Genomic DNA, 14200 nt, shown 5'->3' with positions numbered 1-14200 from the left:
ACACGTGTCATCCGAACGACCGACAAGCGAGCGTTGGCTTCAGTGCTACGTTCAGCCGGACTGCGACTGCGCAGGTTTCACTCGAGTGCTGTGTGCAGCCGGAGAGCGACCTGTACGTCGAGGGCGCGCTCTGGTTGCTGCCAACCGTCCCCAAGCAGCGCGGTGATGCGGTCGAGTCGCTGCTGCACCGTGTTGGGGTGGATGTGCAGGGCGGAAGCGGCTCGAGTCGGGCTGCTCCCGGCAGCGAAGTACGCCCGGAGTGTCCCGATCAGGTCGGTCCCGCGCTGGTTGTCGTAGTCGACCACCGCCCCGAGCACGTGATCCACATGCGCCCGTACGTCGACTGCGGCCGCACCGACTAGCCCGGCGACACCCAAGTCATCGGGAGCCGCAGCCTCACCGGACTTGCCCAGACGGAGCATCGTGGTGACCAGTCGAGTCGCCTGCTGGTGCGCATCAACCAGCGCCTGCCCCCACGCCGCAGGACCAGTCACAGCGATCGTCACCTCAGCACGACGAGCCACCTCGGCCAGCGCACGCGCACCAGCCACAGCATCATCCAAAGCAAGCAGCAGCACGAGGTCACCGGCGTACGACCCAGACAGCACAAGCCGCTCCCCCACCGGCGCTGACAATCGAGCCAGTACGGCGCTGTGGTCGCCACGGCAAACGGCGACCACCAATTGGTTCGGCAGACGCCGGGTCGGTTCGAGCAGCCGGACGCGATCCGCGAGTGCCCGTGGATCGCCGCTGCCGCTCAACGCATCGGCGAGGATGTCCGCCTGCGCCCGCTGCGACTGCTCGGCCGCCTGCCGTCGGAACAACAGCACCAACGCGGTCACCACCGCGGCACGTTCCACGATGCGCTGGTCGGCTCCGGACAACTCGTCGACACCACCGATCACCAGCGCACCAAGCCGCTCACCCTTGGCCGTAGCCGCGACCATCCAGCAGTCACCGACGCGTGCCAACCGCCCGGACTCGCCCGCAACAGCAGAAGCCTTCCGAGCCAGTTCACTGTCGACCTCGCCGGCCACGGCCAGCTCATTGCCCAGGGCATCGACCAGGACAACCCAGACGTCCAGCAGCTCTGCCAGCGCGGCCGCAATGGCGTCCACATCCCCACCGGACAACACGATGTCGGCGAAGCGATCATGCGCGGCCGCCGCGTGTTCCACGCCCGCATGTGCGACCGACAACTGTTCCAGTGCATCCGCGGTCTCCGCAGCCGCCCGGACCTGGACTATGGTCACCGCAGCCAACGCGGCCAGCGAACCGAGCAGTGACACCTCCTCCCGGCTGAACGGTCGGCGGGTGCGGTTGGACGCGAACAGCACCCCGACGAACGCGCCGTCCACGATCAGCGGCGTACCGAGGATCGCCACCAACCCCTCCTCGCCCACTGCCGAGTCGATCGGGTTCGTGTGCCGGAACCGGTGATCGCCCGGGTAGTCGGCGGTCCAGTACGGCTTGTACGTCTCAGCGACCAGTCCACCGAGTCCCGCGCCCAACGGGAGGCGCAACTGCTGGAACGCGGCCGACACGGATCCATCCGTTGCCCGCATGTACGTGTCGCCCCGCGCCGCGTCGTACAGGGTGAGGTAGGAGACGTCGGTGCCGATCAGTGTGCGTGCGCGGTGGACGATCGTGTCCAGGACGCTGCCCGGGTCGCGCGCGGAGGCCAGTTCGCGGGCGACGTCCACCAGGGCGGACAGCTCGGCCTCGCGCTTCTTGCTGGCGTCCATGCCCGCCCGGATCCGCAGCGCGAGGTCACGGGCCACCGAGTCGTCCCCGGCGGCCCGTGCCAGCTCACTCCCCGGCGCATCCTCCGCCAGCAACCGCAGCAGTTCCTTCACATTCACCACCCTCCCACGCCCTTGCGTCCCTCCCACGCCCTTGCGTCCGAAGAATCGTGGCCTATGGCGCTCGGTTCTTCGGACGCAAGCCCCCGACGACAACCTCAGACGGCGGTGAGGTCGCGTTTGTGGGTTTCGCCGTACGACGTGACCGCGATCAACGAGATCAGCGAGCAGGCCGCGACGTAGATCGCGATGGCGTACCCGGAGTCGTACGCCTTCAGCAACGCGACCGCGATGAACGGCGCGAGACCGCCGGCCAGGATCGAGGCCAACTGGTAGCCGACCGAGACCCCGGAGTACCGGACCCGGGTGCCGAACAACTCGGTGAAGAACGATGCCTGCGGCCCATACATCGCACCGTGCAGGACCAGTCCGATCGTCACGGCCAGGGTCGCCAGCGCGAAGTTCTTCGTGTTGATAAAAGCGATGAACACGAACGCCCAGATCCCGACTCCGGCCGCGCCGAACAGGTACACGGGCCGCCGGCCGACCCGGTCGGACAGGGCACCCCACAGCGGGATCGCGCAGAAGTGCACGGCCGCGGCGATGAGCACGGCGTTCAGCGCAAACGACTTGCCCAGGCCCAGCTGCTCCTTGGCGTACGTCGCGATGACGATCGTGAAGATGTAGTAGCTGACGTTCTCCGCCATCCGTGCGCCCATCGCGGTCAGCACCTCGCGCGGGTACTGCGTGATCACCTCGACGAAAGGCATCCGATCGGTCGGCTGCTGCTTCTCCCGAGCCTGACGGAACACGGGCGACTCCTCGATCCGCAGCCGCACCCACAGCCCGACGAACACCAGTACGGCGGACAGCAGGAACGGGATCCGCCAGCCCCACGAGTCGAAGGCGGCCTCACTCTGGAAGGCCGCGAGCCCCGCCAGTACGCCGTTCGCGAGCAACTGACCCGCCGGAGCACCCGCCTGCGGCCAGGACGCCCAGAACCCACGCCGTGCCGGATCACCATGTTCCGACACGATCAGTACCGCACCGCCCCACTCACCGCCGAGGGCGAACCCCTGGATCAGCCGGAGCACGGTCAACAGGATCGGGGCGAGCGCGCCGACCTGCGCGTACGTCGGCAGCAGGCCGATCGCGAACGTGGCCAGCCCCATCATCAGCAGGGACAGCACGAGCAGGTTCTTGCGGCCGATCCGGTCACCGAAATGGCCGAACACCACGCCACCGATCGGCCGGGCGAAGAACCCGACGGCGAAGGTGGCGAAGCTCAGCAACGTACCGGTGAGCTGCTCGCCCTTGGGGAAGAAGAGATCCCCGAAGACGACTGACGCGGCGACGCCGTACAGGAAGAAGTCGTACCACTCGACGGTGGTGCCGACCAGGCTGGCGCCGACGACCCGGGCGATCGGGGTCTTGGTCCGGGCGGTGTCGGTTGAGGTGGTCACATGGCTCCTTGCGGTCAGTGGGCGGTCCAGCCGCCGTCGAGGACGAACGAGCTCCCCGTGAGCGATGCCGAGGTGGGGCCGCACAGCAGCGCGACCACTTCGGCCACCTCGGCCGGTTCGATCAGCCGCTTCACCCCGACCGGTTCGAGCATCACCTTCTCCAGCACCTCCGACTCGGTCAGGCCGTGTGTGGCCGCCTGGTCGGCGAGCTGCGCGGTGACAAGCGGAGTGCGGACGTACGCCGGGTTGACGCAGTTGCTGGTGACTCCGTGCGGCGCACCCTCCAGGGCGACCACCTTGCTGAGCCCTTCCAGCCCGTGCTTGGCCGCGACGTACGCCGCCTTGAACGGACTGGCGCGCAACCCGTGAACCGAGCTGATGTTCACCACCCGGCCCCAGCCGCGACCGTACATGTAGGGCAGCGTCTGCCGGATCAGGCGGAACGGGGACTCCAGCATGAGCCGCAGGATGTACCCGAACCGCTCCGGTGGGAACTGTTCGATCGGCGCGACCTGCTGGATACCGGCGTTGTTCACCAGGATGTCCACATCGGTCGGCAGGTCTCCGAGCCGATCCAGGTCGGACAGGTCGGCCTGCACTGGTTCGATGCCATCCCGGGCCACCGCGCGCAGTCCGTCGGCGTCGAAGTCGACGGCGATCACGTGGACGCCGTCGGCCGCCAGCCGGTGGGCGCAGGCGGCGCCGATACCGGATGCGGCTCCGGTGACCAATGCTCGGGTCATGCGGAGACGATAAGGAAACCGTCGTGCCGCGAACCATGTGACCGTGACACACAGCTCGATAGCCGGTCATGTGACGCGGTCTCACCTGCCCGTTGAGGTAGCAAGACGTGGTCTATCAAAGCTGCCCCGGCTGATAGGACGATTTATGGTTGAACCATGGTCGATATCGAACAGCCGAAGAAGAAGGCCGCCGGGGTTCCGGCCGTGCTCTCGTCGTTCAAGTTCGGCTTCCGCGAGATGGGCCCGGTGCGGACCGGCAAGGTGTTCCTGAAGATGAACCAGGACGGCGGCTTCGACTGCCCTTCGTGCGCCTGGCCCGATCCCGACCACAAACGCAAGCACGCCGCCGAGTTCTGCGAGAACGGCGCCAAGGCCGTCGCCTGGGAGGCCACCCGCAAGCGGGTGCCGAGGTCGTTCTTCGCGGAGCACACGATCGCCGACCTGCAGCGGATCCCGGAGTACGAGCTGGGCAAGCTCGGCCGGATCACCGAGCCGATGCTGCTCCGGGCCGGCGCCGACCACTACGAACCGATCGGCTGGGACGAGGCGTTCCACGTGGTCGCGCGGCATCTGCGCGGCCTCGACACCCCCGACGACGCCGTCTTCTACACGTCCGGCCGGACCAGCAACGAGGCCGCGTTCCTCTACCAGCTGATGGTCCGCGCGTACGGCACGAACAACCTGCCCGACTGCTCGAACATGTGCCACGAGTCATCCGGTACTGCGCTGACGCGGGTGATCGGCAGCGGTAAGGGCGCGGTCACGCTCGAGATGCTCGAACAGGCAGAGTTGATCGTCGTGGTCGGGCAGAACCCGGGGACGAACGCGCCGCGGATGCTCAGCCACCTGGAGATCGCCAAGCGGAACGGCGCGGGCATCGTCTCGGTCAACCCGCTGCCCGAGCCGGGCCTGATCAACTTCAAGAACCCGCAACGCGCGTCCGGCTGGATCGGAAAGGGCACCGCGCTGGCCGATCAGCACCTGCAGATCCGGATCGGCGGCGACCAGGCCCTGTTCCTTGCCGTCGGCCACCTTCTGCTCGAGGCCGAGAAGGCCGCGCCCGGAACCGTTGTGGACAAGGCGTTCATCGAGCAGCACACCAGCGGGTTCGAGCTGTACGCCAAGCACAACGCGGAACTCGACTGGGCCGCGGTCGAGCTGGCGACCGGGCTGACCCGGGCCGAGATCGAGGAGTTCACCCAACGGTTCATCAAGTCGAAGGCGACAGTGATCTGCTGGGCGATGGGGCTGACCCAGCACCGCGAGGCCGTTGCCACGATCACCGAGATCGTGAACGTCCTGCTACTACAGGGGAACATCGGCAAACCCGGCGCCGGTCCGTGTCCGGTGCGCGGCCACTCGAACGTACAGGGCGACCGCAGTATGGGCATCTGGGAGAAGGTGCCGGACGCGTTCCTGGATCGGCTGGACACGGAGTTCGCCATTACGTCGCCGCGCGAGCACGGGCTGGACGCGGCGGCGACGGTCCAGCGGTTGCGGGAGGGATCGGTCCGGGTGTTCTTCGCGATGGGCGGGAACTTCGCCGCGGCGACACCCGATACGGCTGTGGTGGAACGCGGTCTGCGCTCGTGCGATCTGACCGTGCACGTGTCGACGAAGCTGAACCGGTCGCACACCGTTGCCGGGCGGGAGGCGTTGATCCTGCCGACGCTCGGGCGGACCGATCACGACCACACCGCGGCCGGTCCGCAGTCGGTGACGGTCGAGGACTCGCAGGGCGCCGTACACCTGTCGACAGGGAACCTGATCCCGCCCGCGGCCGGCCTGAAGTCGGAGGTCGGCATCGTCTGCGGGCTGGCCACGGTACTGGTGCCGGACGTCGGCGAGATCCCGTGGGCGGATTTCGCCGAGGACTACAGCCTGGTCCGGCAGCGGATCGGCCGCGTCTGCGACGGATACGAGGACTTCGAGGATCGGCTCCGCTCTGGTGAAGGTGGTTTCCTGCTGGCGCATGCGGCCCGGGACCGGCGCGAGTTCCGTACGTCGGACGCTCGAGCGCAGTTCAGCGCTAACGAACTCACCTGGTTGCCGACCGAATCCGGCCGTCTGCTCCTCCAGACCATGCGCAGCCACGACCAGTTCAACACCACGATCTATGGTCTGGAGGATCGCTACCGAGGTGTGCACGGGACTCGTGAGGTGGTCTTCGTCAACCCCTTGGATTTGGATGATCTCGGCTTGGTTGACGGTCAGGTTGTCGACATCGTGAGCGAGTTCAACGGCGAGGAACGACGGGCTGTTGGCTTCCGCCTGGTCTCGTATCCGACGGCTCGCGGCTGTGCGGCGGCGTACTATCCGGAAACCAACGTGCTGATGTCGGCCGACGACCTGGCCAAGGGCAGCAACACTCCTGTCGCCAAGGGCATCACGATCCGGCTGGAGCCACAGAGCTGAGCGTCTTGTCGCTGATGCGGCGACGGATCGCCGGCTGGGCTGAGGCGAGTATGGCGGCGGCCGCGGCGCAGGTGATCCAGAGTCCGGTCGGACCCGTTGCACTGAGGAACTGGGTTGTGGCCAACGGCGCGATGATGGTCGCGATGCCCCAGCTGAGGCCGAAGAACGCCAGGTAGCGCCCGTGCGCGTGGTCGGGCGCGAGCGCGGAGACGATCGTGTAGTAGCGGCCCATCAGGAGCAACTCGCCCAGACTCCACACGACCGCCGCTGCGATGAATCCAGGCAGATTTTGGGCGAATCCGTTGCATAGCAGTCCGACGCCGAGCAGTCCGTGGCCGATCGCCATGCAGGTGAAGTCGTCGAGGCTGGTGCGTAGAAGGCGTTGGCCGAGGATCAGCGTCACGGCCGAGACGGCGAGGACGATGCCGATGCCCGAGGCCGGGAGGTCCCGTTCGATGAAGGTCAGTGGCAGGCCGGCGACGAGTTGCATGTAGAGCGTGGCGAAGACGGTGCCGCTGCCGAGCATTAGGAGGAGCCGGCGGTCCCGCCATACCGCCGCTTGGCGCTTCGGCTCGCGGCGCGCCGGGCGACCTGCAGGCAGAGCGAGGGCCGCTTGGCGCGTCGCCTCGTGGCGTGCCGGGCGGCCTTCGGGCAGAGCGAAGGCGACGAGGGTCGCGCAGGTCAGACAGGTGAGGGCATCGATGGCGAACAGCCAGCGCAGATCCCAGCCGCTCAACGCAGCAGCCAGCACCCCGGCCACGACCCCGGCCGCCGCCATCGCCGCCCCCAACAGCCCGTACGCCGCCGGGCGGTCGGCCGGCTCGGTGACATCGGCGATCATCGCCTGACTCGGCGGCTCGTAGATCTCGAACGCCAGCCCGAGCACCACCACCGCCGGTATCGCCGACCAAAGCGTGCCCGACAAGGCGATCCAGGTCTGCCCCACCGCACACCCGAGCAGCCCGAGGACGATCGTGGGTTTGCGCCCGAGCCGATCGGCGAGGTACCCCCCGAAGACCCGCGACGGAATCGTGGCCGCCCCGAACGCCGCCAGAATCAGCCCGGCCTCCGCAAGACTCGCACCGAGCTCAACGGTCAGCACCACCCCCAGAAACGGCAACGTGAACGCACCAAGCCGATTGACCGCCCGCGCCCCGACCAAAATCCAAACGGCCCCCGACAACCCCCGCCAAGGCGACCTCCACCCCGCGGACGCCGACCCCGACCTCGCCGACACCGCCTCCGCAGCCGCCGCCCCCGACCCCGGCAACCTCGCCGACCCGGCTCCCACGGATGCCGACCCCGCCTCCGCAGACGGCGACTCCTGCCCCGCCGACCCCGACCCCGCCGCCGTCATCCCGCGCCTTCCGCCGCCCGACATGCCGCACCTGCGGCCCGAGCGTGACTAGCAAACTCGATATGATCAGTCACGTCTGTTGACTCTAGGAAGGAATCACATGACTGGTCAAGTGACATTCGATAGTCACGTTTTCAGCGTGCTCACGGCCGCGGTCCAACTGGTCAACCGGCTGACCGACGGCCACCTCGGTGGCACGGTCTTCGTCGCCCCGACCGGCCAGGCCCAGGTCGACGCCGTCGCCGACGCACTGAGCATCGACGGCCGCCCGCGCCCAGCGGTCACCTCCGCCGAAGCCAAACAGCTCGCCGAGTTCTCAGCGCGGATGCGGATCGTCTTCGAAGCCGTACACGCCGGCGACCTCGACGCGGCCGCTCGCGAAGTGAACCGGATGCTCCTGGACACCAACGCCCGCCCTCAACTGGATCGCGGCGCCACACCCGGTTGGAGTCTGCACTTCCACGGCGCCGACGACACACTGGCGAACGGCTGGTCCGCCGGTTGCGCCGCCGGTCTCGCCCTAGCCCTCGGCAGCACCTTGGCCGGCCGCCTCGGCATCTGCGCCGCCCCACTCTGCGACCGCACCTTCGTCGACACCTCCCGCAACAACCAGCGCCGCTTCTGCTCCCCCCAATGCCAAAGCCGAGTAAAAGCCGCCACCCACCGCTCCCGCCACTCCCCCACCATCTGACGCACCCCCCACCCCACGCCTCACCTCACCCGGCCCCGCCTCACCCACCCGGCCCTGCCTCCCCACCTCGCCCCGCCCGCCTCACCCACCTCACCCCGCTCGCCTCACCCGACCACGCCTCACCGACCCTGCCTCACTCCAACCTCACCCGGCCCCGCCACGCCCCGGTCCCAACGGATACCTCAGCGCCAGCCCCGCCCGGAGCCGGCGACCCACCTTGAGCACCCACCAGGCGTAGTCCGGCGCGATATGTGACTGGCCGGTGCCCAAGGTCGCTCCGCAGTCCGTCCGCCGGAACACTCGATGGACCGGGACGATTCGCGGCGACCGGGGAGGGTTTTCGCGGCGACTGCGGAGGGTTTCTGGCTCGCAGCGGGCAAGAATCCGCCCCGGACGCCGAGCACGCCGGCATCGAGACCGCCCGGGTCAGGGTCGCCGGTCCCCGGTCAGCGGTCCCCGGTCAGCGGTCAGCGGCCAGCGGCCAGCGGCCAGCGGCCAGCGGGTTGATCGTCATCCAGGACGACCGGTTCCTGTCGCGATCCAGCCGGCGCCATACAGGCCTCCGCCCCGGCGGGATGCGTCTCGGGCCGGGGCGGAGGGATCTTGTCTTCTTCAGTTGTCGATCAGCCGATCGTGGTCAGCCGGCGCGACCTGGTGTTCAGCCGACTGGGGTCAGCTCTCGTTCTTCTTCGGGGGCGGCGGTCGGGGCCGCGTGCTTGGCGGGGCGACCGCGCAACCATCGCGGTGCCCACCAGTTGGCTTCGCCGAGCAGGATCATCGCGCTCGGCAGTACGACCGCCCGGATGATCGTCGCGTCGATCAGGATCGCCACCGCCAGGCCGACTCCGAGCTGCTTCATGTCGAGCGTGCTCAGCGTCGCGAAGACCGCGAACACCCCGATCATCACCGCGGCCGCACTCGTCACCACACCGGCCGAACCGGTGATGCCGTCGGCAACGGCCTTGCGGGTCGGCACCCCACGCAGTACGGCTTCCCGGATCCGGCTGACCACGAAGACGTGGTAGTCCATCGACAACCCGAACAGCACCACGAAGAGGAACAGTGGCAGCCACGACACGACCGCGCCGTTCGAGCGGAAGTCGAGCAACCCTTCAGCCCAGGTGTTCTGGAACACCGCGGTAACGACCCCGTACGCCGCGCCGGCGCTGAGCACGTTCAGCCCGATCGCGGTCAACGCGACGACCACGGACCGGAAGGTCACCATCATCACGATCATCGTCAGCAGCAGGACGAACCCGATCACCAGCGGCAGCTTCGCCCGGGTGTGCGCCGCATAGTCCACATCGGCCGCGACGAACCCGCCGACCGCGTACTCGACGCCCGGCACCTTGCCGACGGTCTGCGGCATCAGTTCCGTGCGCAACTTGGTCAGCGAATCACGGGCCTGCTCACTACCACCCTCGTACGGCGTCGCGACCTCCAGCACAGTCACCGTGCGGTCCTGCGACACCTGCGGCTCCTCCAACCCGTCCTGCGCGAACAGCGGGTCGGACTGGGTCCGCTTGACCAACTGAGTCAGCGCAGCCTGAACCGCCGCCTGCTGATCCGCCGGAGCCCGTACTGCGACCTCGTGGCTGGTGCCGGTGCTCGGGAACGCCGCGGTGAGCCGGTCGTACGCCTTCATCACCGCAGTGTCGCGCGGCAGGTCCTCCGTCCCCGGGAACTTCAGCTTCATACCGAGTGCGGGGGATGCCACGGCGAGCAACGCGATGACGGAGACCAGCAGCGTCGCGACCGGGTGCTTGATGGCCGGCTTGAGGACCGCGGGCCAGAACCGGGGCTTGCTGTTACGAGCCGTGAGCCGCCACAGCAACGGGATCCGCGGACGGTCCACCCAACGACCGAGCTTGGCCAGCACCGCCGGCAGGACGGTCAGCGACCCGACCACGGCGACCGCGACAACCAGGATCGAACCGACCGCGAACGAGGAGAACACCGCGTCGCGAGCGAGGAACAGCCCGGCCATCGAGATGATCACCGCGGTACCGGAGACGACGACCGCGTGGCCAGACGTGGCAGCGGCGATCTCGACCGCGTCGATGTGACCACGGCCCTTGGCCCGTTCCTCGCGTTCGCGGCGGACGTAGAAGAGCGAGTAGTCGACGCCGACCGCCATACCGATCAGCAGGATGACGCTGTTCACCGCGTCGACCGCGGGAATGAGCTGGGAGGCGGCCGCGGATAACCCGATCGCGGCGGCGACCGACGACAGGGCGAGCAGCAGCGGTACCGAGGCGGCGATCAGTGCGCCGAACGCGATCAGGAGGATCGCGAGTGTCACCGGCAGGCTGAACATCTCGGCCCGCTTGAAGTCCTCACCGAGCGTTTCGTTCAGTGCCTTGTCGATCGACTCGCCGCCGACCTGCTCGACCCGCAGTCCCGGGTAGTCCTGCTGGACCTTGGCGGTCGTGTCGAGCAGCGGCTGCACCCGGTTGTCGTCGTCGCCGTCCTTCAGGGTGACCCTGACGATCAGCGCTTCCTTCTTCGGCGACAGGATCGGCTGGGCGACCTCCGCGACCCCACCGAGGGCGCGCATCCGCTCAGTCACCACGGTGGCGACCCGGCCGGCCTCGGCCTGGTCGAGCTGGCCGGAGTGCGCGGTGATCAGCACGCTCTCGACGTCGTGGTCCTCGAAGTTGCCGGATTTGACGATGTTGTCGGCCCGGGTCACCTCACCGATGTCGCCCTCGTTGGTCGACTCCTTGGTCCCGGTCATCGACCCGAGTGCGAAACAGGCGGCGACCACAACGACCCACATCCCGATCGCCCGCCACGGATGGGTGGCGCTCCAGCGTGCCATCCGCACCGTGAGTTGTCCCCTGGCCATTGGTTTCCCTGCCCCTCTGCGCCCCCTCAGGCGCACCCGCCCAGCCCGGCCGGTCGCCGTCGCTGGTCACGAGTCCAAGCCTTCTGGAGAGCAGTAGTTCGCCACCATGCAGGAGACCACCGAGTTCACCCTGGGGCCAGCCCCACCCCCACCCTGGGGTAGACCACACCCCACCCTGCGGTGAACCCCGGTTCGCCGTATCCGGGAGGGTCAGAAGTCGTCGAGGGTGAGGTTGGCGGCGGCGGAGATGCCCTCCAGGTAGCCCTCGGCCCGCTCGGCCTTGGGGTACCGGTGGACGAGGTTCCAGAAGGCGGCGTTGTGCGACGGCTCGACCAGATGGGCGAGTTCGTGCACCAGGACGTAGTCGACGACCCAGGCCGGCATCGCCTGCAACCGGGTGGAGAGGCGGATCGAGCGGTCCGCCGGAGTGCAGGATCCCCATCGTCTGTTTTGGTTCGAAACCCAGCGAACTGACGCAGGTTCGGGCACTTCCGGCAGGTGGCGACACGCGAGTTCATGTGCTCTGGCCAACAATTTTTCGTCCGACACGCGGGACCGGCTGCGCTGTCGTTCGAGCCGCTGGAGCATGGTCTCGACCCAGCGCGCCTCCTCCGCGGCGGACAGCCGGTCGGGCATCAGCACGACCACCCGCTCGCCGTCCCGGTAGGCGCTCACGGTGCGCTTGCGGCGCTTGCTGCGGCGGATGTCCACGTACGGCGGGATCGGTCGCGGCGGAGAGTCGGCCATGGAGCAAACCGTATCGCCCGAAACCCCCAACTTTCTTCCGTCCACATCCTGTGCACGAACGTTTTCGCAGGTCAGACGGCCGATAGCGGTTCCATGGACGCCGTTTGTTCACATCCTGTTCCCCCGCCCGTCCACAGTGTCCGTCGGCGCGTCCCACAGCTTGCCCACAGGTTTATCCACAGGGGTGGACAATCCGGGGTTGCCGGTTCGCCGAGCGCCTTCTAGCGTCGTCTGCAACAGGCTCCCGGACCGCCTCCGGGGCCGCTCGGAGGGGAAGCCGAGCGGTTCCGCAGGCGGATCTCCGGGAGCCTGTTCTGTGTCGGCGGTGATCTCGGAAAGGGGTTTCCACGCGGCACGCGGGCCGGGAAGTGCGCTTGAGTCGCGCTCAGCCTGCCGTAGGGTGAATCCCGAACTGGGCCGAACGGCCTACGGCAGGACGGTCTGCCACTAGCATCCACGACGGCCTGGGGCCAACGCCCCGGCTGGTATTCAGAGCAAGGAGAGGGCCCTCATGGCAGAGACCTGGAGCGGCGAGTTCTACTGCGTCAAGTGCAAGGCCAAGCGCACCGCCGACGGCGAGGTCAAGGTCAACGACAAGGGCACGCGCATGGCCAAGGCCAAGTGCCCCGAGTGCGGTACGAACCTGAACCGGATCCTCGGCAAGGCCTGACGCACCAAGTCGTAGGGGCGGCGGCCCGACCACCAGGTCGGACCACCGCCCCTCGTCGCGTCTAACGGCCGGAACAACTGGCAGGCGCTTGGGACGACCCGGGGTGGGGTTCGCTTGGGGGGACCCGACAGAATGGGAGAGTGTCGGACCTCCCTCGCAAGGCGTTGAGCCGTACTGCGAAGCTCGCCAGCCTGCCGCTCGGTGCCGCGGGGCGGGCGACCGTCGGACTCGGCAAGCGGATCGGCGGGGCGCCGGCCGAGGCGGTGATGGCCGAGTTCCAGCGCCGGACCGCCGATCAGCTGTTCGCCGTCCTGGGTGAGCTCAAGGGCGGCGCGATGAAGTTCGGGCAGATGCTGAGCCTGATGGAGTCCGCGATGCCCGAGGAGCTCGCGGCGCCGTACCGGGCGACCCTGACCAAGCTGCAGGACTCTGCTCCGCCGATGCCGGCCTCGACCGTGCACACGATCCTGTCGCGTGAGCTGGGCCGGCGGTGGCGGGACCGGTTCGAGGAGTTCGACGACCTGCCGGCCGCGGCCGCGTCGATCGGGCAGGTGCATCGCGGGGTGCTGAAGGACGGGCGCGAGGTCGCCGTCAAGCTGCAGTACCCGGGCGCCGCGGAGGCGTTGCGGGCGGACCTGCGGCAGCTCGGCCGGTTCGCCCGGACGTTCGGCACGCTGGTCCCCGGGCTCGACATGAAGCCGCTGGTCGCGGAACTGCAGGAGCGGATCGGCGAAGAACTCGACTACGACCGCGAGGCGCAGGCCCAGCAGCAGTACGCCGATGCGTTCAAGGGGCACCCCGAATTCGTCGTACCTCGCGTGATCAAGCACTCCCCTTCGGTGATCGTGTCGGAGTGGATCGAGGGCAAGCCGCTGTCGTCGGTGATCGCGAGCGGCACCAAGCAGGAGCGCGACGAGATCGGGCTGAAGTACGTGCGGTTCATGTTCAGCGGGCCGCGGCTGGCCGGGTTGCTGCACTCGGATCCGCACCCCGGCAACTTCCGGGTGATGGAGGACGGACGGCTCGGCGTGGTCGACTTCGGCCTCTGCGCACGGCTCCCGGACGGGCTGCCGCCCGCGATCGGGCGGTTGCTGCGGATCTCGCTGGACGGCGACGGCGCCGCGGTGCTGAAGGGGCTGCGCGACGAGGGGTTCGTCAAGCCGCGGATGGAGATCGACCCGGATCAGCTGATGGACTACCTGGCGCCGTTCGCGGAGCCGGCCCGGTCCGAGACGTTCCAGTTCAGCCGGGCCTGGATGCGCGAACAGGCGAGCCGCACCGGCGATTTCCGCTCCCCGAACGCCTCACTGGCCTTCAAGCTCAACATGCCGCCGTCGTACGTGCTCATCCACCGACTGTGGATCGGTGGCATGGCGGTTCTTGCCCAGCTGGAGGCGGAAGCTCCCTTTCGCGAGGTGCTCGAGGAGTTCCTGCCGGGCTTCACGACAGCCGACGACTGACCCC

General features: G+C 68.4%; 11 protein-coding genes. 5 read left to right on the top strand and 6 right to left on the bottom strand.

What is annotated here, in order from left to right:
• Positions 1 to 77: 77 nt before the first annotated feature.
• The 3 genes from EV643_RS34860 to EV643_RS34850 form a co-directional block, all read right to left on the bottom strand.
• Entirely contained in the window at positions 78 to 1856 is a 1779-nt protein-coding gene (locus tag EV643_RS34860; protein ID WP_133804460.1) for a helix-turn-helix domain-containing protein, read from the bottom strand.
• A gap of 104 nt (positions 1857 to 1960) precedes the next feature.
• On the bottom strand, positions 1961 to 3265 hold the full coding sequence (locus EV643_RS34855; RefSeq protein WP_133804459.1) for an MFS transporter: 1305 nt from the start codon (positions 3263 to 3265) through the stop codon (positions 1961 to 1963).
• A gap of 14 nt (positions 3266 to 3279) precedes the next feature.
• Complete coding sequence (locus EV643_RS34850) at positions 3280 to 4008, bottom strand: 3-hydroxybutyrate dehydrogenase (RefSeq protein WP_133804458.1); 729 nt, start codon at positions 4006 to 4008, stop codon at positions 3280 to 3282.
• 156 nt (positions 4009 to 4164) lie between these two features.
• Here EV643_RS34850 and EV643_RS34845 point away from each other — a divergent pair, with 156 nt between their 5' ends.
• Positions 4165 to 6423, top strand: coding sequence for an FdhF/YdeP family oxidoreductase (locus EV643_RS34845; protein ID WP_133804457.1), 2259 nt, complete (start codon positions 4165 to 4167; stop codon positions 6421 to 6423).
• Here the strand turns inward: EV643_RS34845 and EV643_RS34840 are convergent.
• Complete coding sequence (locus EV643_RS34840; RefSeq protein ID WP_238166013.1) at positions 6395 to 7543, bottom strand: MFS transporter; 1149 nt, start codon at positions 7541 to 7543, stop codon at positions 6395 to 6397. The two genes, EV643_RS34845 and EV643_RS34840, sit on opposite strands and share 29 nt — an antisense overlap.
• A gap of 1 nt (position 7544) precedes the next feature.
• Between EV643_RS34840 and EV643_RS46095 the strand changes: the two genes are divergently transcribed.
• Both EV643_RS46095 and EV643_RS34835 read left to right on the top strand, forming a co-directional pair.
• On the top strand, positions 7545 to 7832 hold the full coding sequence (locus EV643_RS46095; RefSeq protein WP_238166012.1) for a hypothetical protein: 288 nt from the start codon (positions 7545 to 7547) through the stop codon (positions 7830 to 7832).
• 60 nt (positions 7833 to 7892) lie between these two features.
• Complete coding sequence (locus EV643_RS34835; RefSeq protein ID WP_238166011.1) at positions 7893 to 8471, top strand: CGNR zinc finger domain-containing protein; 579 nt, start codon at positions 7893 to 7895, stop codon at positions 8469 to 8471.
• 658 nt (positions 8472 to 9129) lie between these two features.
• Here the strand turns inward: EV643_RS34835 and EV643_RS34825 are convergent.
• Both EV643_RS34825 and EV643_RS34820 read right to left on the bottom strand, forming a co-directional pair.
• Positions 9130 to 11319, bottom strand: a complete 2190-nt coding sequence (locus tag EV643_RS34825; RefSeq protein ID WP_133804454.1) for an MMPL family transporter — start codon at positions 11317 to 11319, stop codon at positions 9130 to 9132.
• Positions 11320 to 11529: 210 nt separating this feature from the next.
• Positions 11530 to 12066 (bottom strand): M48 family metallopeptidase, encoded by a 537-nt coding sequence (locus EV643_RS34820; protein ID WP_133804453.1) that lies wholly within the window; start codon positions 12064 to 12066, stop codon positions 11530 to 11532.
• Positions 12067 to 12577: 511 nt separating this feature from the next.
• On the opposite strand from EV643_RS34820, the gene EV643_RS44415 reads away from it, so the two are divergent.
• Both EV643_RS44415 and EV643_RS34815 read left to right on the top strand, forming a co-directional pair.
• Positions 12578 to 12736 (top strand): DUF5679 domain-containing protein, encoded by a 159-nt coding sequence (locus EV643_RS44415; RefSeq protein WP_012922897.1) that lies wholly within the window; start codon positions 12578 to 12580, stop codon positions 12734 to 12736.
• A gap of 140 nt (positions 12737 to 12876) precedes the next feature.
• Complete coding sequence (locus EV643_RS34815; RefSeq protein WP_133804452.1) at positions 12877 to 14196, top strand: ABC1 kinase family protein; 1320 nt, start codon at positions 12877 to 12879, stop codon at positions 14194 to 14196.
• Positions 14197 to 14200: the final 4 nt, after the last annotated feature.

It is taken from the genome of Kribbella caucasensis, assembly GCF_004361855.1.
Taxonomy (GTDB): domain Bacteria; phylum Actinomycetota; class Actinomycetes; order Propionibacteriales; family Kribbellaceae; genus Kribbella; species Kribbella caucasensis.
This window is presented reverse-complemented; position numbering and strand designations above follow the sequence as displayed.